The following is a 20,690-nucleotide window of genomic DNA, read 5'->3' as shown; positions in this document are numbered from 1 at the left end:
AAAGAAGCCGTTGGGCTGTTCAAGGAGGACATAGTCATGAACCAAGTCATCGAAACGATTCTCCAGCACCGTTCGATCCGCCGGTTTGAAAACAGGCCGCTCACGGATGAACAAATCCGCACGATCGTCGAATGCGCCCAGGCGGCATCGACTTCAAGCTATGTTCAAGCGTACTCGATCATCGGGGTGAAAGATCCGGAGAAAAAACGGAAGCTCGCCGAGCTGGCGGGAAATCAATCCTATGTCGAGCATAACGGCCATTTCTTTGTCTTTTGCGCTGATTTTCACCGCCATGAGCTCATTGGCGAGCTAGAAGGAAAAGACGTGCTTCCATCGCTTGAGAGTACGGAAAAGTTTATGGTTGCGCTGATTGACACGGCGCTTGCGGCGCAAAACGCCGCCATTGCCGCGGAGTCGATGGGGCTTGGCATCTGCTACATTGGCGGGCTGCGCAACAACCTGCCGGAAGTATGCCAACTGCTTAACATACCGAAACGGGTCATTCCGCTGTTCGGGCTTGCCGTCGGCTATCCTGCGCAAACGCCGGATCCAAAGCCGCGGCTGCCGTTTGAACACGTTTATCATGAGGACGAATACAACCAAGACCGCGCCCGATTCCTCGAACAATTGCAACGCTACAACGAAACGGTTTCGGCGTATTATGAGCAGCGGACAAACGGCCGCCGCCGCGACACATGGACCGGGCAGATGGCCGATACGCTCAGCCGCCAAGTCCGGATGTACATGAAGGAGTTTGTGGAAGGGAAAGGGTTCAATTTACGGTAGCCTCTCTTCGTTCGGAAGAGGGGTTTTTCTTGCAGGCGATTCCATTTGTGAGAAAACTATGCCAGCCCGTTGGACATTGGTTTTAGTGATTGATTTTGTCTGGAGTTTCAGCTATACGTTATGGCCTCGAAAAGAACCGAAGGCGAGACTGGCAAAACCAAGAGGTTCGTAGGAAAGGAGAGAACGAGGATGGACCAAATCCGGCAACTGGCGCAATGGATCAAAGAGGCGAATACGATCGCCGTCCTGACCGGGGCGGGGATGAGCACGGAATCCGGCATTCCTGATTTTCGCAGCGAAAACGGCCTTTACGCCCAAGAGGACAATGTCGAATATTATTTGTCAGAGTATTATTACAAAAAAGATCCGGTTGATTTTTGGCGTCGATTCAAGCGGATGTTTTCATTAAAAATGATGGGCGGCTTTGCCCCGAATGACGGGCATCGGTTTCTCCGCTGGCTTGAGGAGATGGGCAAGACGGTGACGATTTTGACGCAAAATATTGACGGGCTGCATACGAAAGCAGGAAGCACGAATGTCATTGAGCTGCACGGCACGCTGCAGACGGCGACATGCCCGTCATGCGGCAACAAGTATGATCTGTCGTTTATCAACCGTCACGAGGTGCCGCGCTGTGAAAAGTGCCAGACGATTGTCAAACCGGATGTCGTTTTGTTTGGCGGGCTCGTGCCGCGCATGGAAGAAGCGTTTGCTGCGGCGGCCGCCAGCGACTTGCTTCTGGCGATGGGAACAAGTTTGGAAGTGGCGCCCGTGAATCAAATCCCGTTTTATGTCGCCGCCGAATCGCCGGCAACAAGGAAAGTATTGATCAACAAAACAGCGACAAGAATGGACGGGATGTTTGACCTTGTCATTTATGGCGGAATCGGGAAAACGGTCGCTAGCGTGCGCAAGCAAATACAGGCGGAATAGATCGATAGATTCCATGCCAACGGGAGAACGCATATGGCGTTTTCCCGTTGGACGAAAATCAAAAAAGGTATTGTACTTTTCAGAACATTCGAATATAATAAAGATAACATACCAACCGGTTGGTATTTTGATGAGTGGAGTCGAGCATAAAGGCGTAACGGAAAAGGGAGGGGACCATCATGTATTTGCGCTTAACGGACGAGCAGCGCATGGTGCAAAAAGCGATCCGCAAGTTTGTCGAAAAAGAATTGATGCCGCTCGAAAATGAAGTATTGCGCAATGAGCGCGAAGGGAAGCCTGGGCTCCCGCCCGAAAAATTAAAAGAGCTGCAGCTCAAAGCGAAGGAAGCGGGGTTTTGGGGGATCAACACGCCGGAGGAATACGGCGGCGCGAATTTGGGCCATGTCATGCAGGCGATTGTGTTGATGGAAGTGTCGAAAACGCTTGTTCCGTTCCAGTTTGGCGGATCGGCGGACAACATTTTGTATTACGCGAATGAAGAGCAAAAGAAAAAATATTTGATCCCGACGATCAACGGCGAGAAAAAATCGTGCTTTGCCATGACCGAGCCGGGAGCAGGATCAGATACGCGCAACATTAAAATGACGGCGGTGAAAGACGGCGACGAGTGGGTGTTAAACGGGGAGAAGACATTCATTACCGGCGGCAATGAAGCCGATTTCGTCATGGTGATCGCCATCACCGACAAAGAGCGTCACCAAGCTTCGAACGGGCGTGAAGGGGTGACGTGTTTTATCGTCGACCGCGAGATGGGCTGGCGTTCGGAACCGATACATACGATGGGACCTTCCACTCCAGCCAGCTTAATTTTCGAAAACGTGCGCGTGCCGGAAGAAAACATTTTAGGCGAGCTGCATCACGGCTATAAGCTTGGGCTTGAGTGGATCGGCTACGCCCGCTGGGTCGTCGGCGCCCGTGCGGTCGGAGCGGCCGAGCGGCTTTTGCAAATGGCCATTGACTATGCGAAGGAGCGTGTCACATTCGGCAAACCGATCGCCGAGCGGCAGGCGATCCAATGGATGATTGCCGATTCGGCGGTAGAAATCGAAGCGGCGAAATGGCTTGTGTTAAACGCGGCCTTTACGCTTGACCAAGGGGAGGACAACCGCCATTTAGCCTCGATGGCGAAGCTGTTTGGCGCGAACATGGGCAACCGCGTCGTCGACCGCGTCATGCAAATCCACGGCGGCATGGGCTACACGAAAGAAATGCCGATCGAGCGCTGGTATCGTGAAGCGAGATTGTGGCGCATTTACGACGGCACGGATGAAATTCAGCGCCTCATTATCGCCCGCAATTTGATCAAAGGGCACGTCAAGCTTGGACAGTTCATCTAAAAAAATGAAAGCGTTATCGAAAGGGAGGAGAACACGATGAGCCAACGGTTTGCAGGAAGAGTGGCGTTTGTGACCGGAGGAAGCCGCGGCATTGGCAAGGCGATTGTCACCCGCTTCGCGGAAGAAGGAGCGAAAGTGGCGTTCATTGATTTAAATGAAGAAGCGCTTGAAGCGACGGCTGCGGAGCTGCGGGAAAAAGGGTATGACGTTTACGCCAAGGTGGCGAGCGTCACCGACCGCGAACAAGTAGAAGCGACGATCCAAGAAGTGGTCGATCGGTTCGGTTCGCTCGATATTCTCGTCAACAACGCCGGCGTCATCCGCGACAATTTGCTGTTTAAAATGACCGATGACGACTGGCAAACGGTGATGGACGTCCATTTAAAAGGCGCGTTTTACTGCGCCCGCGCCGCGCAAAAATATATGGTCGAAAAAGGGTACGGGCGCATCATCAACATTTCGTCGACATCCGCGCTCGGCAACCGCGGCCAGGCGAACTATTCGGCGGCGAAAGCCGGCATCCAAGGATTTACGAAAACGCTGGCGATTGAGCTTGGCAAATTCGGCATCACGACGAATGCCGTCGCCCCTGGGTTTATTGAAACCGATATGACGAAAGCGACGGCCGAGCGGCTTGGCATTTCGTTTGAGCAGCTCATCCAAGCGAGCGTCGCCAACATCCCGGTCGGGCGCAGCGGCCGTCCGGAAGACATCGCTCATGCAGTCGCGTTTTTCGCCGATGAGCGGTCGTCGTTTGTCAACGGCCAAGTGCTGTATGTCGCCGGCGGTCCGAAATGCTGAAAACGAGGAGGACGGGGCATGTACCAACATGACATCGGGAAACGGTCAGCGAAAGTGAAAAATGTCGTTGAGCGCGGAGCGGTGAAAAAGTTTGCGGAGGCGATCGGCGATCCAAACCCGATTTATTGGGACGAAGAGACGGGGAAACGGTCGCGCTACGGGCGCAACATTGCCCCGCCGACGTTTCCGCGCGTGTTTGACTACGGCGTCATTGAAGGGCTGAAATTGCCGTCCAAAGGGCTCATCCATGGCGAACAGCGCTTCCATTATGAGCGTCCGCTGTTTGTCGGTGAAGAGCTGTATTGCTATGCGGAAGTGAAAGATTATTACGAAAAACAAAGCAGCATGGGCCTGCTCGGCTTTTTGGTCATCGCCAACAACGGCGAGGACGCTGACGGAAATCTCATTTTCACTTCCACCTCGACGATCATGATCAACGAGGCGGTTAGAAAGGCGATGAGCGTATGACGACGATCCGCGATTGGCAAGTAGGGCAGTCGCTTCCCGACGTGACGCTTCCCCCGGTGTCCCGGCTCGATTTAATCAAATACGCCGGCGCATCAGGCGACTACAACCCGATTCATACGATCGATGAAGAGGCGAAAAAAGCCGGCCTGCCGGGCATTATCGCCCACGGCATGTGGACGATGGGCAATCTCGCGAAGCTGTTTACGCCGTACTACGAAGAAGGGTTTGTCCAAGACTATTTCGTCCGCTTCCAGTCGATGGTGTTTTTAAACGATGTCATCACCTTAAAAGCAACGGTGAAGGAAAAAGACGAGAAAGCGATCCGTTTTGCCGTCGCCGCCGTCAACCAGCATGGAAAAGAAGTCATTAAGGGCGAAGCCGTGTTTTCTCTGTATGAATGAAGCAAGGCAGCGAGCCCGGTAACATCGAGAACGCCCAGTTGCCGGGTTTCGTACTACAAAGGGGATGAGGAGGAGTCAGGATGAGACGAGATGCCGTCATTGTGTCGGCCGTACGAACAGCCATCGCCCGCCAAGGAGACGCTTTGGCGACGATGCCGGCGCATATTTACGGCGCGGAAGTGATCAAAGAAGCGATGCGGCGGGCGAATATTGGTCCGGAGCATGTCGATGATGTCATTATGGGCAACGTCCTAAGCGGCGGCGGCAATATCGCTCGGCTGACCGCGCTGCAAACCGGATTGTCGCTCGAGCTGACGGGAGTGACGGTCGACCGGCAGTGCGGTTCGGGCATTAACGCCGTCAATTTAGCGGCGCAAGCCATTTGGGCCGGCGACGGAGATGTGTATATTGCCGGCGGCGTGGAAAGCATGAGCCGCGCGCCGTATTTGATGGACCGCCCGGAAAAACCGTACAGCTCGACGCCGCCAAGCTTCCGCAAATCGCAGCTATCGCCGAAAGAAATCGGCGATCCGCCGATGGGGATTACGGCGGAAAACTTAGCGAAAAAATACGGCATCAGCCGTGAAGAACAAGACGCATTCGCCTTGCGCAGCCAGCAGCGCATGGCGCGCGCCATGCAGGAAGGGCGATTTGACGAGCAAATCGTGCCCATTGCCGTGCCGGTGAAAAAAGGCGAGCCGTTCGTCTTCGATACGGATGAACATCCGCGCCCGAACACGACGATGGAAGCGCTGTCGAAGCTGCCGCCGGCATTTTTGGAAGGCGGAACGGTGACAGCCGGAAACAGCTCGGGACTGAACGATGCCGCCTCCGCGCTCGTCATCATGTCGCGGGAAAAAGCAGAGGAGCTTGGCGTAAAGCCGCTTGCCGTCATCCGCGCCCATGCGGTCGCCGGGGTCGACCCGAACATCATGGGCATCGGTCCGGTGCCGGCGACAAGAAAAGTGTTGGAAAAAGCGGGGTTGACGCTTGATGAGATGGACATCATCGAAATCAACGAAGCGTTTGCCGCGCAAGTGATCGCCTGCGACCGCGAGCTTGAAATGGATCCGGAAAAAGTGAACATAAACGGCGGCGCCATTGCCCACGGCCATCCGCTTGGCGCGACCGGGGCGATTTTGATCACAAAAGCGGTGTATGAATTGAAACGCCGCAGCGGGAAGTATGCGCTGATTACGGCGTGCATCGGCGGCGGCCAAGGGATTGCGACCATCATTGAGAGAGAATGACGCATTGGAGACCGTGGAGGATGAAAGAAAAATTAAGGGAAGTGGCCATAGAGTTGTTCGAACGCAAAGGATTCAAAGAAACGTCGGTGCAGGAAATCGTCGAAGCGATCGGGGCAACGAAGGGAGCCTTTTACTACTATTACAAAAGCAAAGAGGAGTTGCTATGTGATATTTGTGTTTCCTATCTGGACGATTTGCTTCGGCAGCAAGCCTGCATTGTCCAAGATCCCGAGAAAAGCTGCACGGAGAAATTGCGGGCCATCGTCCATATGGTCATCTGCAATATCCGCACACGGAAGAAAAGCGCCCGCATTTTCTTCCGCGAAATGCGGCATTTGGCTGATGACCATTTGGCGGAAATCCGCGCAAAGCGGCGGTTGTTTCGCAAGCGGTATGAACAGCTGGTTCGAGAAGGGATCGCCCGCGGGGAATTCAAGCCATCGCTTCATGCAGAAATGATCACGTTTGGCCTGCTTGGCATCACCAACTGGAGCTATTATTGGTTCCGGCCTGACGGAGACATCTCTGAAGAAGAACTGACGGACATTTTCGTTGATTTCATTTTGCACGGCATAAAGGCGCCAAGAGCTGGAGAAAAGCGGTCGAAATGAGGCGGAGCCAGGCAATCCGGGCGGCCAGACCGAATGAAAGATCGGCGCGCCGCTTTGATGGTCTGGCCAAACGGCAAACAAAAAGGGGGATCGGGATGGAGCTATTCATCCAGCAGCTGTTAAACGGGCTGACAGTTGGAAGCGTTTACAGCCTTGTCGCGTTAGGTTTGACGCTTGTTTATGGCATTTTGCACATTCCAAACTTTGCCCACGGCGCGTTATATATGATGGGCGGTTATGTCACGCTCACTGCGATGACGAAAGCCGGGCTGCCGTACGGGTTGGCCGTTGTCGTGTCGATGGCCGCGGTCGGGATGCTCGGTGTATTGATGGAACGGCTTGTGTTTTATCCGCTTCGCGACGCACCGCCGCTCCATGACAAAATTGCGGCGATCGGCATTTTGTTGTTTTTGGAAGCATTCGCCCAGTTCGTCTGGGGGGCGGACTACCAGACGATGCCGACCCCATACGGCGACGTTGTCAGCATTTTCGGCTTGACCTTGACTATTCAACGCATCCTCATCATCGCATCCGCTGTCATCATCATGATCTTGCTTTACCTCTTCTTGAAAAAGACGTTCATCGGCGCTTCCATCATCGCGATGGCGCAAAACCGCGAAGGGGCGAATTTGGTCGGCATCAACACGAATAAAGTCGCCATGATGACATTTCTTCTTTCCGGCAGTTTGGCCGCGCTTGCCGCGTCGCTCGCTTCGCCGATCAACCTCGTGTTTCCCGGCATGGGCCATCTTGTTATCTTGAAGGCGTTTGTCATCATCATTCTCGGCGGCATGGGAAGCATTCCGGGCGCCATTGTCGGCGGCTATATTTTAGGATTCAGCGAAAGCTTAGGAGCGACGTATGTGTCGAACGACTACAAAGATATTATCGCTTTTGCCATCCTCGTCATCATTTTAACGGTCAAACCGAACGGACTGTTTGCCAAGGAGGGACATTGATGGCTGTATTCGCCAACCGGCGCTTATGGATCGCCGTTCTTGCGGCGCTGGCGCTTGCCTTTCCGTTGCTTGTCACCAACAGCTATTACTTGCACATGATGACGATCTCCTTCATTTGGATGATCGCTGTTTACGGGCTGAATTTATTTGCTGGCTATACTGGTTATTTGTCGCTTGCCCACGCCGGGTTTTTTGCGATTGGCGCGTATGCGCTTGGCATTTTGACGGTGAAAGCCGGCGTGCCGTTTTGGTTGGCTTTCGTGCTTGCTTGTTTGTTCACCACGTTGCTTGGGGCCGTCATCGGGCTTGTTGCGCTGCGGACGAAAGAGCACTTTTTCGCCATTTATACGCTTTGTGTGGGCTATATTATCTATTTGATCATTGACAAATGGGACAGTTTAACCGGCGGAGTGCGCGGGTTTATCGGCATCCCGGCGCCGGCTGACATCGGTCCGCTCTCGTTTCAAACGCCCGTCGCCCAATATTATTTGGTGTTATGCTTCTTGGTTGCGGTCATCTTCACCATGTACCGCCTTGTCTATTCGTTGACCGGACGGACGTACATCGCCATTCGCAACAGTGAGGAGCTCGCGTTGACGCTTGGCATCTCGACGATGAAAAACAAACTCGCCTCGTTTGTTCTCTCGGTCTTTTTTACATCGCTTGCCGGAGCGCTGTACGCATCGTTCATCCGCTTTCTTGGCCCGGACATTGCGTACGTCAGCGTCATGTTCGACTTTTTAACGTATTTGCTTGTCGGTGGGATTGGCACGCTCGCCGGTCCGGTCGTCGGGACGTTGCTGATTACGTTTCTGTCCCAACAATTGCAGTTTTTGCAAGATTACCGGATGTTGATTTTCGGTCCGGTGCTGACGTTGCTCATCATCTTTTACCCACACGGCATTGCCGGGGGGGTCATCCGTTTGAAAGCAAAGCGTGAAGAAGCGCGCCGTCTCGATCCAGAAGCGAACCGAGTTGCTGCGGAACTGGCCGTCTCGAGCCAAGGACGAGGCGAGCGGCACGCAGAGGAGGGATAACGATGCTTTTGCACGTTGAACGGTTGACGAAGCGGTTTGGCGGGCTTCTGGCGGTCAACGATGTCACCTTTTCCGTCGAGCAAGGGAAGATCAACGCCATCATCGGCCCAAACGGAGCCGGCAAATCGACGTTTTTCAATTTAATCAGCGGCTTGTACCGGCCGACGTCAGGGACGATTACGTTCAAAGGGCGCGATATTACCCGCCTGCCGGCAAACGAACGGGCGAAGCTCGGCATCGCCCGCACGTTTCAAACGACTCACTTGTTTGAACAGGCGACGGTGATCGACAACGTCATCATCGGCCATCGTCTCCGCACGTCATCCAACTTATTTGATGCCATTTTGCGCACGAAACGGCACCGCCGCGAGGAACAGGCATGCAAAGAAAAAGCGATGGAAGTGCTCGACTTTGTCGGTCTAACCCATGTGGCGGATCGGATGGTGGCCAACTTGTCGCAGGAGCAGAAAAAGCGGGCGGCGTTCGCGCTTGCCTTGGCGACCGATCCGGAGCTCGTGCTGCTTGATGAACCGGCAGCCGGCATCAACCCGGATGAAACGGAAGGGCTTGAGGAGTTGATCGTCAAAATGATAGAAGGCGGCCTGACTGTTTGCCTGATTGAGCACAAAATGTCGATGATCATGAAAATTGCCGACCGCATTATGGTGTTAAACTACGGAGAAAAAATCGCTGAAGGAACGCCCGAGGAAGTGCGAAACAACGAGGCGGTCATTCAAGCGTATTTAGGAGGGAGCGCCATTGCTTGAAGTTGCGAACGTATCCGTCCGCTACGGGAGTTTTACGGCCATTCGCGATGTGACGTTTTCCGTCAAGCGAGGGGAGATCGCCGTTTTGCTTGGCGCCAACGGGGCCGGGAAAAGCACATTGTTTCGCACGATCAGCGGGCTGCACAAACCAGTGCGGGGGGAAATCCGCCTCGATGGCGAGCGCATTGATTCGCTGCCTCCTGACCGCATCGTCGGGCGCGGCGTCGTGCAATGCGCGGAAGGGCGCAAACTGTTTCCGCGCATGAGTGTATACGAAAATTTGCTGATGGGCGCTTACGTCCATCGGAAGGACAAAGAAGGCATCCGCCGCTCGATTGAACATGTATACGAACTGTTTCCGATTTTGCGCGACAAGCAAAACGCGCCAGCCGGGTCGTTAAGCGGCGGCCAGCAGCAAATGCTCGCCATCGGACGCGCCTTAATGTCACGTCCTGCGGTGCTCTTGCTTGATGAGCCGTCAATCGGACTCGCCCCGTTGATTGTCGAGCAAATGTTTGCGACGATTAAGCAAATCAATGAGGGAGGAACAACGATTTTGTTGGCGGAACAAAACGCTCATGCGGCGCTGTCGATCGCCCATCAAGGCTATGTGTTTGAAAATGGAACGATCGTTGCCTCAGGGACGGCGGAGGAGCTGCTCGCCAACGACGATGTCCGCAAAGCGTACATTGGTGCATGATAGGCCTCATCCTTGTCCATCAGCGAAAGTAAGGAGAGGAGATGGCACTGAAAGGGGGTGAATAACGGGTGTGCTAAATATTATCTAAATATTCAAAATAATAGATCATCAATAGGGGGGAGTAGAATGAAAAAAAGAAAATGGTCAATCGCCGCTATGATCGCGGCCATCATGATGTTGATGCTTGCGGCGTGCAACAATTCGCCAAGCAGCAATAACGCCAACGGCGGAAACAATAGCGGAGGAGGCAGCGGTGAAACGGGCACGGTCAACATCGGCTACAGCGGCCCGCTGAGCGGCCCGGCCGCCTATTATGGCCAACGGACGTTAAACGGCTTGAAAATGGCGGCCGAGGAAATCAACAACAGCGGCGGCTTTGAGGTGAAAGGAAAGAAATACAAAATTAACCTCGTCCCATTAGATGACAAATATTTGCCAAACGAAACGGCAGCGAACGCCAAACGCCTTGTGCAAGAGCATCATACGCCGATCATTTTCACGCCGCACAGCGGTGGCGTCATGGCGCTGCAAGTGTTCAACCAAACGGACAATTTCATCATCGCGGCGTATACGAGTGAGCCGAAAATTACACAAACGGGCAATAAGCTGACCGTGCGCATTCCGCCGCGCTATGACGGCTACATCCCGACGTTTACCGATTATGCCATGAAGCATTTCGGCAAGAAACTGGCCGCCTTGCCGACGGCGACGCAATACGGGAAAGACTGGACAGAAAAACTGTTGCCGTATTGGGAAAAACAAGGCGGAAAAGTCGTCTACAAATCATCGATTGACTTTACGAAAGACACCGACTTCTTTACGATCGTGACGAATGCATTGAAAGAAAAACCGGATGTGTTGTTTATCGGGGGCGCTTCGGAACCGACGGCAAAAGTGGCGAAACAAGCGCGCGAACTTGGTTTTAAAGGCGGCTTTATCATTATGGACCAAGCGAAACTCGATGAGATGAAACGGGTGACGGGCTCTTATGACATGCTTGAAGGTTCGATCGGCGTCATGCCGCTTGTCGAGTCGGATCAACCCGCGGTTCCAGAGTTTGTGAAAAACTATCGGGCAAAGTTCAATGAAGATCCGGGATCGGAAGCCGCTTACAACTATTTGGCGCTTTACGCTTTCGTCGAGGCGATGAAAGCCGCAGGCACCGTCGATGACCCGCAAGCGATCCGCGAACATATGAACGACGGCTTGAAAAACATTCCAGACGAAAAGAAAGTGTATAACGTCCCAAGCATCGGCGACGATGGCGGATTTGAATCGGAAATCGTCGTGGCTGCGGTGGAAAATGGAAAAATTGTGCCGATTGAGTTAATAAAACAATAATACACCATGCAGACTGACAAGCAGAGGCACCTTATCATCGGGCTTTCAATGGGAATGCTCTTTGCATGAGCCCTGAAGTGTGCATCTTCTCAAGGATCCGTAGATGGAGCGGTATATGGATGGAGCAATAGAGAGGCTGTCTGAAAAGGTCATCGCACGACTTTTTCCAGACAGCCTTTTCCATTTTCGCATTATGACGTTTTTTGATTCGCTATAGACACTGTGGGGACGCCCCTTAGGGTGTCTTTTACCGGGCAGACACGTTCAACGTGTTCAATCAAAGCTTGGACGTTTTTTGGATCGGAAGGAGAGTCGATATCAATATGGTAACGAATTTCTAAGAATCCAGGCCGAACGTCCGCTTTCTCCATAAAGCCATCGGGATCTAAATCTCCTTCTACGTGTACTTGAACTCCTTTCAGTTCGACCCCGTGATGGCTGGCAAACAGAGAAATCAGTACATTGATGCAACCGCCTAGTGCGGCTAGGACCAACTCTACGGGATTCGGCCCCTGATCGGTGCCTCCCAAGGCTGGGGGTTCGTCAATGATGACTTGTTTGCCGTTAATGTCAGCCACCGAGCGTACTCCTTCGCCAGACCATTTGACATCAGAGGAAAAGGTAAGCTTAGGCATGAAAAAAACCTCCTGATAAATAAGAATAATATATAAATTAAGAATAATACATAAATACCTATTTGACAAGTAAGAATTTAAAGAAAACGGAGGTGACGGACAGAAGAATGGATGCGGTAATGATAGGATTGCCGCCTGGAAGCACTGTTTCGGGTTGATCAATTCTTATTGTGTACTTCTTATCATAAAAAACTATGTTCTAAATAATCAAAGAAAACAAATAGAAAAATTTTCAATAATGCGATAAAATAAAACTGCTCTGCCACATGATGAATCTAATCACAGGAGGGGAGAGACCGACCATGCGGGAAATAGCCCTCGGCCTTGCCGCCTCGTTCTTTTTTGCCGTTACGTTCATATTGAACCGGTCTATGGAGCTAGCTGGCGGAAGTTGGACGTGGAGCTCGTCACTTCGTTTTTTCTTTACGGTTCCGCTGTTGTTTGTCATTCTTCTTGCCCGCCGCAATCTCAGTCCGGTTTGGCGCGACATGAAGAGCCATCCATGGACATGGATCGTCTGGGGGACGGTCGGTTTCGGTCTGTTTTACGCGCCGCTCACGTACGCCGCTGCGTACGGCCCAGGATGGCTTGTAGCCGGCACATGGCAGTGCACGATCGTCGCCGGCGTCCTGCTTAGCCCGCTGTTTACAGAACAAATTGAAACGCAAAACGAAACTGTGTCCGTGCGCCGCCCGATTGAAAAACAGGCGCTCTTCATTTCATTTTTTATTTTGCTCGGCGTCGTGCTCGTTCAGTTCCAGCAAGCAGGCCATCTCACATGGGAAGAAATCGCGTTGGGGATCTTTCCTGTGCTCATCGCCGCCTTTGCTTACCCGCTGGGCAACCGAAAAATGATCGAGCATTGTGCCGGACGGCTTGACGCGTTTCAACGCGTATTCGGGATGACGATCGCCAGCTTGCCGTTTTGGTTCGTCGTGGCGCTGATTGGATGGGCGACAGCCGGAGTTCCTTCGGCTGGGCAAACGGCGCAGTCGCTCATTGTCGCTATCAGCTCGGGCGTTATCGCGACGACGCTTTTTTTCATCGCCACTGACCGGGCGAAAGGAAATGAGCGGAAGCTGGCTGCTGTTGAAGCGACGCAATCCGGAGAAGTGATTTTTGCCGTTATCGGCGAAGTGCTGTTATTATCGGCTCCGTTTCCGAACGGCTGGGCGTTTGTCGGCTTAGCGGTCATTGTGGCGGGGATTTGCTGGCATAGTTTTGAGTCTGCAAAGACGGTGAACCGGCCGGCCCCACCCGGTTTCAGCAGCCTGGCGTTCCTATCGCGTGGGGGAAGAGCAGTGAGGATGATCCTATATGCGCTGCTGGCCTGCCATGCGGCTGTGATTTATTTCTGGATTAGCGACTGGGACGTGCTTATGACGCCCGTGGGTCTTGTCGTATGGGTCGGAGGGGTTGCTGTCAGTCTCGCCATCCTTCACTTTCGCCCCAATATTCATCCCAAGCTGCGGTCTATGCTAACAACCATGACGGCGGCTTCGGTGCTCGCCGCTGTCTGTTCATTGATCATCGAATGGGCGGTGCGCTCGATGCCGTAGGAACACTTGGTCAGTCGTTGCGGCCGTCAGCGGCCCGGAAGGCTTCTGGAGCAATCCGGCGGCCGACGGCATACATGATCGGCGCGCCGATGGCCATGACGACCAACTCGCTGATGGCCGTCGTCAGCCATGTGAGCCAAAACGGAAAGCCGAGCGCCAGTTTCAATTCGAAGGCGATAATGGCCATAGTCACAGTAAATGACAGCGTATTGACGGCCATGCGCGCCCAAACGTTTCGGACATACCGCATAGAGACGATCGTGATGAGCAGCGCCAACACCGACTGGCCAACGCCGAATACAAGATCATACGCGACAATCGGCGAGAAAAACAAATTGGCAAAAAAGACGCCAAGCACGATGCCAACAGCGTATGTTTTGCGGAACACGACCAAGTGATTCAATATTTCTGACACGCGAAACTGAATATTCGTAAAGCCAAACGGCTGAATGAGCGTCGTCACCGCGATATACACGGCGGCGATCAAGCCATTTGCCGCTATGATCCGAATGTTCATAACGTCCTCTCCTCGCATTGATGATAATATGATTGTAGCACGACAAACGAATGAACGAAAAGGAAGTGAATCTCGTTGACCTTGACGGATCAACAAGCAACAAGCCGGCGGCGATCGGTTTGGGAAGTCGGAAAAACAGCGCTTCTCCTCGGTTTAACGTCATTTGGTGGTCCGGTCGCTCATCTCGGCTATTTTTACGAAGAGTACGTCAAACGAAAAAAATGGATTGACGAGAAAACGTATGCCGATTTGGTCGCTTTATGCCAATTCCTCCCTGGTCCAGCGAGCAGCCAAGTCGGCATCGGCATCGGATTTATGCGCGCCGGCGTTTGGGGGGCGTTGGCAGCTTGGCTTGGTTTTACGCTGCCGTCAGCGGTCGCCCTCAGCCTGGTTGCTGTTTGGCTGCAACACCATTCTTGGGGTGACGCCGGCTGGATGCACGGCTTGCTGTTGGTGGCCGTGGCGGTCGTGGCACAAGCCGTATGGGAGATGGCGCGCAAATTCGCCTCTAGCCGCCTCGAGGCAACGGTCGCCATCATAGCGGCGGCCGCCGTGCTTCTTGCGCCGGGCGCGTGGAGCCAAGTAGCCGTCATCGCCGCAGCGGGGGGCATTGGCGCTGTTGGATTGCGAAAAAACGTCGCACCTTCTTCGTCTGCGGCAGGCATCCCGCCTTCCATTCGTCGTTCCACCGGTTTGACGTTGCTTTCATTGTTTGCCGTGTTGCTTGTTGCGCTGCCGCTCATTCGCACTTGGATCCATTCACCGCTTTTGGCGCTGTTTGACAGCTTTTACCGCGCTGGGGCGCTCGTGTTTGGCGGCGGTCATGTGGTGTTGCCGCTCTTGGAGGCGGAAGTGGTGCCGCAAGGGTGGGTCACCGCCAATCAGTTTTTAGCCGGCTACAGCGCCGCCCAAGCCGTCCCTGGGCCGCTGTTTACGTTTGCCGCGTATATTGGAATGGCGGCGTTGGGCTGGAAGGGAGCGCTAGTGGCTACCACAGCCATTTTTCTTCCATCCTTTTTGCTCGTTCTTGGCGCGTTTCCGTTTTGGCACTGGCTTCGCCGTCATCCACGCTTCCAAGCGGCGCTTGCCGGCATTAACGCCGCTGTGGTCGGGATTTTGCTTGCGGCGCTGTATGACCCGATCTGGACGAAAGCGGTGAAGGGACCGGCCGATTTGGCGTTTTCCCTTGGGGCTTTTCTTCTTCTTGTTGTGTGGAAGTGGCCAGCATGGGCGGTCGTCCTTGTTTCGTTCGTCGGCGGATGGCTGCGCGCTTGGCTCGGCTGATCGCGCCAAACACCATTCGTTACCGTCCAATGGACAACGGCGCTTTCTGCTTTGCCCCTGCAATGGACGGCAAATGCAAATAGACGTACAGTTCGATCAGCAGCAGCGCCAGCCAAGAAAAATGCTATGAGAAAATGGATGGTTACAATAGCAGGCGGGAGGTCAAACCAGAAAACAAGGGTGTCGAGTGCGATCTGCGCCGCAAGCCAGCCGCCGCCAACCGTCGTGGCGAGCACGATGGCGTCGATCGTCAACCTCGTTTCCTTACTGGCCGGTGTCAGTGTATTAGTGATGAGTTTGATCAAATGGTTTTCGTTTGCATGGACGCAATACCGAGGCGGCAGAAACAAAAGAGCGCCGGCAGGGCGTAGGGCTGTGCGCTGAAAGGAAAGCTCACCGCCTGATCCGCAGGCGTATAAAGGCAAAAGGAGGGGGAGCCGATGAAGTGGGTATGGATGCTGCTCGCTCTAACGGCCGGAATGGCTGCCTCCGTACAGGCAGGAGTGAACGGCGGCCTCGGCAAGCGGGTTGGTGTGTTGGAAGGGGCGTTCGTGTCATTTTTAATCGGAACGATCGTCTTATTTTTAGTGCAGTTGTTTTTCGGAAAAGGAGAATTGCTGGCCATGTTTTCTGTGCCGAAATGGCAGCTGACGGGCGGCATTCTCGGCGCTTTTTATGTGTTTGTCATGGTGCTGATCGTTCCGAAAGTCGGCGTTGCCAATTCATTGGCGGCGGTGATCGCCGGCCAGCTCGTCATGAGCTCGATCATTGATCACTTCGGGTTATTCGGGGGACAGCGCATTCCGTTTGACATGACGCGCCTCGTTGCTATAGCCTGTTTGTTTTTGGCGCTTTGGCTTTTTTTCCGCAAATGAACAACAGGACTGGCCAAGTTGGTTTAGTTTTCCGTGATCCGCTCATACTAACAACAGCATGATCGACTTGAAAGGAAGCGGATCAAAGTGAAACAGGCATGGCGCATTTATATGAGCGATTTGAAACATCTCACGACCAACTGGGCCGCATCCATATTGGCTCTCGGTCTGATCGTTCTTCCATCGCTTTACGCTTGGATCAATGTAGAGGCTTCGATTGACCCTTATGCCCATACAGAGGATTTACCGGTCGGCGTCGTGAACGAAGACCGAGGGGCGGAGTTGACCGGTCACCGGTTTCGCGCCGGCGATGAGATCGTCAAGACCTTAAAAAACAACCACCAGTTGGGATGGCGATTTGTCACGCGGAAAAAAGGAATGGAAGGCGTTCGGAGGGGAGACTACTTTGCGACGATCGTCATTCCGGCTGATTTCTCGGCTAAATTAGCCACTGTAGTGCAGAAACGTCCGAAAAGGGCGGTTATTTACTATTATGAAAACGACAAACGGAACGCCATCGCTCCCAAAATCACGGAGCGCGGAGCAAGTACATTGTCAGCGCGAGTCAGCGATGAGTTTGTGAGGGTGGTCAATACCGCATTGTTTTCCTTGTTCCACCAAGCGGGAGTGACGCTCGAACAGCAGCTTCCCACCATTCGCCGCGTTGAAGCGTTTGTGTTTCGTTTGGAAAACGAATTGCCAACGATTCAACGACAATTGAAAGCCCTAGATCGCGATGTGGGAGAGGCAAGATCACTAGTTCGTACAGGCCGCGAGCTTCTGCCGGCTGCCAGAGCAACGGTGCGGCGCGGTTTAGAATGGACAGGCCGCGTTGAGAAGTTGTTCATGCAAGTCAATGCTTCATCGCACTTATGGGAAAAGCCGGTGGAAATGGTGGTTCATGTACTCTATTCCGTTGCGGAGCAGATGCCACAGTCCCTCGATACACCGGAAAAGCAAGCGCGTTGGGCGACTCTCATCCAACAGGCTGCAACAGACGCGAGCCCATTGGTTCAGCAATTGCGCCGAACGTTGAGAACATGGGAGGGGACGATTGATTCCTCTTCGCTTCAACCTGTGCAGCGCACCATCAGCCGTATCGAGCAGACGCTAGCGTCTATTCAAGAAACAGCGGCGCTAGTGAAACAACATCCAACAGGCGTCGAAGGGAAGATCACTCACCTGCGTGAACAAATGGCCTTATTGGACGCACAGGCGCAGCAACTTGATCAAGCATATCGCCAACGGCTGCTGCCTATGCTGCGGGCAAAATGGAATCAAACAGGGGAACAGGTGCGACAAGCGAAACAAACGCTTCTTCGCATGGATCAAGCGTTAAATGAGGCAGAGCAATGGTTGTCAAACACAGATCGTGATTTAGCGGCCGCGCAACAAGCGCTAAAGACCGCACAGGCTCAATATCCATTTCTCTCCCGCCAGGTCCGCGAGCTGGCCGCCTTCCTATCGAAAATCAAAAGAGAAACCAACATCGACGAACTGATTCGCTTGTTGAAACAAGATCCACAGGCGAAAGGCGCCTTTTTGGCCCACCCGATTGACGTCAAAACGTTCCGCCTTTTCCCGCTGCCGAACTATGGTTCAGGCATGAATCCATTTTACACGGTGCTGGCCATATGGGTAGGATGTTTGTTGCTTGTTTCCGTCTTGTCGACCGATCCTTCTTCGTTTTCGGAAGCGAATGAGCGGGAAAGATATGCCGGACGGTTGTTGACCTTTTGGACGCTGAATGCTTTGCAGGCGATGGTCGTGACGGCTGGAGCGGCTTTCATCTTGCCGAATATTTTCGTCCGTGAGCCGGGATGGTTCATGACGTTCGGCCTTTTGTGCAGCTTTGTCTTTATGGCGGTGGTTTTTTCGCTTGTTTCCTTGTTCGGCAATGTGGGAAAAGCGATGGCGATTGTGTTGCTCGTCTTGCAAATTGCCGGAGCGGGAGGCACGTATCCGATTGAGCTGATTCCTCCGTTCTTTCAGCAATTAAACCCTTGGCTGCCGTTTACCTACGCCATTGATGTCATGCGCGAGGCAGTCGGCGGGATCGTATGGGAAAATGTTGAGCATGATGTCAAGCGGCTTCTCTTGTTTGCCGTTTCCGCCCTTTTGGCCGGGCTTGTGTTGAAAGGCCCGTTAAGCCCATGGATGCGCGTGCTGAAAGAGAAAGCCGCCCTAAGCGGGTTGTTTCATTGAAACATTTGCTCTATTTTCTTTTGGAAGCATCTGCTACAATAAGGACGAGAGCGTTGCTTCCTGTTCAATGGCCCCGTAGGATGCATGCTTCTCGTTTTGCGAGATGAGAGAACGAATGGCGGGGAAAAGGGGAGAGAATTGTGTCGATCCGTCGACTGCTTGGTGTTGCATTCCTTTTTTTGGCGATTTCGATGTTTATCGAGCAAATGTGGTGGGTCGGGGGCATTTGCCTCTTGATTGGAATTGGAATGACGGCGAAGTGGAGGAAAAAGAAGCATATATGGTAACGATCGAGAGCGATAAGCTCAGACAGCAAGATGAGCAGTTGATGACAAAAGCGAAACAGTTTATCATGGCCAGCTATCGGGAGCTTGGAAAAAGTGAGCAAGAAATGAGGCGGCGGTTGAACGAAATCCGTTGGGAAGTGGAACAAACCGGCACGTACCGCCATACGTACGAAGAGTTAAGCTATGGGGCGAAGATGGCTTGGCGCCACAGCAACCGCTGCATCGGCCGCTTGTTTTGGCAATCGCTCCATGTCATCGATGCGCGAGAAGCGGTCACCGAGGATGAGGTGTTTTCGTATCTATTCCATCATATTGAGTTTGCGACCAATGGCGGGAAAATCCGGCCGACGATCACGATCTTCCGTCCAAATGGGGAAGTGCGCATTTGGAATCATCAACTGATTCGTTATGCCGGTTATGAAACCGAAGAAGGGATCATCGGCGACTCATCCTCCCTCACGTTCACCCGCGCCTGTGAACAGCTTGGGTGGAAGGGGGAAAAAACGCCTTTTGACGTGTTGCCCTTGGTGATCCAGGTAGGCAGCCAGAAGCCTGTTTGGACACCGATCCCTAAAGAATTGGTGCTTGAGGTGCCAATTGAACATCCGGAGTTTCCGTGGTTTCGCGATCTGCAGTTAAAATGGTACGCGGTCCCGATTATTTCAGATATGTGTCTAGAAATTGGCGGCATTCGCTATATGGCAGCACCGTTTAACGGGTGGTACATGGGTACGGAGATTGGAGCCCGCAATTTTGCCGATGATTATCGCTACAACATGCTTCCGAAAGTGGCCTTTTGTATGGGGCTTGACACTAACTCCAACGCATCATTATGGAAAGACAAGGCGTTGGTCGAATTGAATATCGCGGTTTTGTATTCCTACAAAAAGGCGGGCGTCAGCATCGTGGACCATCATACCGCCGCGCGCCAATTTCAGTTGTTTGAACAGCAAGAGAAAGCAGCCGGCCGCCATGTCACCGGCGATTGGACATGGCTGATTCCGCCTCTTTCTCCGGCAACAACGCACATTTTTCACCGAACTTATGACAACACGACCATGTTGCCCAACTTTTTCTATCAGGACCGTCCATACGAACGACAAAGGGGAGAGGAACAATGACCGTCATCATCCGCATGCGCGATGTGTCATGGGCAAGAGGAGGGCGCATGATTTTGCGTGATATCAACTGGGAGGTGAAAGAAGGCGAGCAATGGGCGATTCTTGGACTAAACGGCTCCGGGAAAACATCGCTTCTCAATATCGTCACCGGCTATCAGTACCCGACGCGCGGTGAGGTGGAAGTATTAGGCTATCGGTTTGGACAGGCGAGTCTGCCGGAGTTGCGCCGGCACATCGGGTTTGTCAGCAGCGCGCTCCTTGATCAATTTCACGACACGCTGCAAACGGAAACGGTTGAAGATGTCATCATCAGCGGCAAGTTTGCGACGATTGGCCTGTACGATGCCGTCACTGAGGACGATCGGTCCAAAGCGCAATCGTTAATCGAGTCTTTCCGCCTCGAAGCTGTCCAAGAAAAGCGGTACGCAACGTTGTCGCAAGGAGAAAAGCGAAAAACATTGATCGCCCGAGCGTTGATGGCGAATCCGAAGCTGCTCATTTTGGACGAGCCGACGGTCGGCCTTGACTTATTGGCCCGCGAAGAAATTTTAGCATTGATCGGACAGATCGTCACTCAGCCGTGCCATCTCTTATACGTCACCCATTATATCGAAGAAATCGTCGACTCCATTACCCATGTCTTGCTTTTGCAAGACGGGCGCATCCTTGCGGCTGGCCAAAAAGAGGAAGTGTTAACCGACGAGCGGCTTTCAGAAGCGTTTCGCCTTCCGATCCGCGTTCATTGGGAAGACGGCCGGCCGTGGGTGTCCGTCCATCGGTAGGGCGGCCGTTGGC

The 20,690-nt window shown here is 53.2% G+C and carries 21 protein-coding genes and 1 pseudogene; 20 read left to right on the top strand and 2 right to left on the bottom strand.

The genetic code is table 11. From position 1 onward, the window contains the following. Positions 1–36: 36 nt before the first annotated feature. The 13 genes from nfsA to ACVX3G_RS12045 all read left to right on the top strand — a co-directional run bounded on the left by nfsA (position 37) and on the right by ACVX3G_RS12045 (position 11,412). A complete protein-coding gene (nfsA, locus tag ACVX3G_RS12105; protein WP_011231147.1) occupies positions 37–786 on the top strand; it encodes an oxygen-insensitive NADPH nitroreductase in 750 nt (249 codons plus the stop codon). 189 nt (positions 787–975) lie between these two features. Then, positions 976–1,719 (top strand): NAD-dependent protein deacylase, encoded by a 744-nt coding sequence (locus ACVX3G_RS12100; protein ID WP_011231148.1) that lies wholly within the window; start codon positions 976–978, stop codon positions 1,717–1,719. A 179-nt stretch (positions 1,720–1,898) separates the two neighbouring features. Continuing rightward, the gene (locus ACVX3G_RS12095) at positions 1,899–3,077 is read left to right on the top strand and encodes an acyl-CoA dehydrogenase family protein (protein ID WP_011231149.1); all 1,179 of its coding nucleotides are present in this window, start codon (positions 1,899–1,901) and stop codon (positions 3,075–3,077) included. 36 nt (positions 3,078–3,113) lie between these two features. Continuing rightward, complete coding sequence (fabG, locus tag ACVX3G_RS12090) at positions 3,114–3,878, top strand: 3-oxoacyl-ACP reductase FabG (RefSeq protein WP_011231150.1); 765 nt, start codon at positions 3,114–3,116, stop codon at positions 3,876–3,878. 18 nt (positions 3,879–3,896) lie between these two features. After that, entirely contained in the window at positions 3,897–4,346 is a 450-nt protein-coding gene (locus ACVX3G_RS12085; RefSeq protein WP_011231151.1) for a MaoC family dehydratase N-terminal domain-containing protein, read from the top strand. Beyond that, positions 4,343–4,747, top strand: coding sequence for a MaoC family dehydratase (locus ACVX3G_RS12080; RefSeq protein WP_011231152.1), 405 nt, complete (start codon positions 4,343–4,345; stop codon positions 4,745–4,747). The genes ACVX3G_RS12085 and ACVX3G_RS12080 overlap by 4 nt, the downstream gene beginning before the upstream one ends. 80 nt (positions 4,748–4,827) lie before the next feature. Then, positions 4,828–5,997 carry a thiolase family protein gene (locus ACVX3G_RS12075; RefSeq protein WP_011231153.1) on the top strand — a complete coding sequence of 390 codons (1,170 nt, stop codon included), beginning with the start codon at positions 4,828–4,830 and terminating at the stop codon, positions 5,995–5,997. 20 nt (positions 5,998–6,017) lie between these two features. Continuing rightward, complete coding sequence (locus ACVX3G_RS12070; protein WP_020279659.1) at positions 6,018–6,608, top strand: TetR/AcrR family transcriptional regulator; 591 nt, start codon at positions 6,018–6,020, stop codon at positions 6,606–6,608. 95 nt (positions 6,609–6,703) lie between these two features. Beyond that, entirely contained in the window at positions 6,704–7,567 is an 864-nt protein-coding gene (locus ACVX3G_RS12065) for a branched-chain amino acid ABC transporter permease (RefSeq protein ID WP_025039055.1), read from the top strand. Continuing rightward, positions 7,567–8,604, top strand: coding sequence for a branched-chain amino acid ABC transporter permease (locus ACVX3G_RS12060; RefSeq protein WP_011231156.1), 1,038 nt, complete (start codon positions 7,567–7,569; stop codon positions 8,602–8,604). Before ACVX3G_RS12065 ends, ACVX3G_RS12060 begins: the two co-directional genes overlap by 1 nt. A gap of 2 nt (positions 8,605–8,606) precedes the next feature. Next, positions 8,607–9,371, top strand: coding sequence for an ABC transporter ATP-binding protein (locus tag ACVX3G_RS12055; RefSeq protein ID WP_011231157.1), 765 nt, complete (start codon positions 8,607–8,609; stop codon positions 9,369–9,371). Next, positions 9,364–10,071 (top strand): ABC transporter ATP-binding protein, encoded by a 708-nt coding sequence (locus ACVX3G_RS12050; protein WP_025039056.1) that lies wholly within the window; start codon positions 9,364–9,366, stop codon positions 10,069–10,071. Before ACVX3G_RS12055 ends, ACVX3G_RS12050 begins: the two co-directional genes overlap by 8 nt. Positions 10,072–10,197: 126 nt before the next feature. Further along, on the top strand, positions 10,198–11,412 hold the full coding sequence (locus ACVX3G_RS12045; RefSeq protein ID WP_025039057.1) for an ABC transporter substrate-binding protein: 1,215 nt from the start codon (positions 10,198–10,200) through the stop codon (positions 11,410–11,412). 191 nt (positions 11,413–11,603) lie between these two features. On the opposite strand, the gene ACVX3G_RS12040 is transcribed toward ACVX3G_RS12045, so the two are convergent. Beyond that, a complete protein-coding gene (locus ACVX3G_RS12040; RefSeq protein ID WP_011231160.1) occupies positions 11,604–12,047 on the bottom strand; it encodes an OsmC family protein in 444 nt (147 codons plus the stop codon). Between the two features lie 302 nt (positions 12,048–12,349). Here ACVX3G_RS12040 and ACVX3G_RS12035 point away from each other — a divergent pair. Together ACVX3G_RS12035 and ACVX3G_RS12030 are read left to right on the top strand one after the other, a co-directional pair. Then, positions 12,350–13,352: pseudogene (locus tag ACVX3G_RS12035) on the top strand (DMT family transporter). Positions 13,353–13,354: 2 nt separating this feature from the next. Next, on the top strand, positions 13,355–13,606 hold the full coding sequence (locus ACVX3G_RS12030) for a hypothetical protein (RefSeq protein ID WP_227016070.1): 252 nt from the start codon (positions 13,355–13,357) through the stop codon (positions 13,604–13,606). 10 nt (positions 13,607–13,616) lie between these two features. On the opposite strand, the gene ACVX3G_RS12025 is transcribed toward ACVX3G_RS12030, so the two are convergent. After that, entirely contained in the window at positions 13,617–14,123 is a 507-nt protein-coding gene (locus ACVX3G_RS12025) for a QueT transporter family protein (protein WP_011231162.1), read from the bottom strand. Positions 14,124–14,198: 75 nt separating this feature from the next. On the opposite strand from ACVX3G_RS12025, the gene chrA reads away from it, so the two are divergent. The 5 genes from chrA (at position 14,199) to ACVX3G_RS12000 (ending at position 20,677) form a co-directional block, all read left to right on the top strand. Then, a complete protein-coding gene (gene chrA / locus ACVX3G_RS12020) occupies positions 14,199–15,407 on the top strand; it encodes a chromate efflux transporter (protein WP_025039059.1) in 1,209 nt (402 codons plus the stop codon). 440 nt (positions 15,408–15,847) lie between these two features. Next, entirely contained in the window at positions 15,848–16,282 is a 435-nt protein-coding gene (locus ACVX3G_RS12015; protein WP_025039060.1) for a DMT family transporter, read from the top strand. Positions 16,283–16,369: 87 nt separating this feature from the next. Next, positions 16,370–18,487 carry a YhgE/Pip domain-containing protein gene (locus ACVX3G_RS12010; RefSeq protein WP_025039061.1) on the top strand — a complete coding sequence of 706 codons (2,118 nt, stop codon included), beginning with the start codon at positions 16,370–16,372 and terminating at the stop codon, positions 18,485–18,487. A 280-nt stretch (positions 18,488–18,767) separates the two neighbouring features. Beyond that, positions 18,768–19,895, top strand: coding sequence for a nitric oxide synthase oxygenase (locus ACVX3G_RS12005; RefSeq protein WP_212744051.1), 1,128 nt, complete (start codon positions 18,768–18,770; stop codon positions 19,893–19,895). Then, the gene (locus ACVX3G_RS12000; protein WP_014195781.1) at positions 19,892–20,677 is read left to right on the top strand and encodes an ABC transporter ATP-binding protein; all 786 of its coding nucleotides are present in this window, start codon (positions 19,892–19,894) and stop codon (positions 20,675–20,677) included. Before ACVX3G_RS12005 ends, ACVX3G_RS12000 begins: the two co-directional genes overlap by 4 nt. The last annotated feature ends 13 nt before the right edge of the window (positions 20,678–20,690 follow it).

Source organism: Geobacillus sp. PLS 41 (genome assembly GCF_056494105.1).
This window is presented reverse-complemented; position numbering and strand designations above follow the sequence as displayed.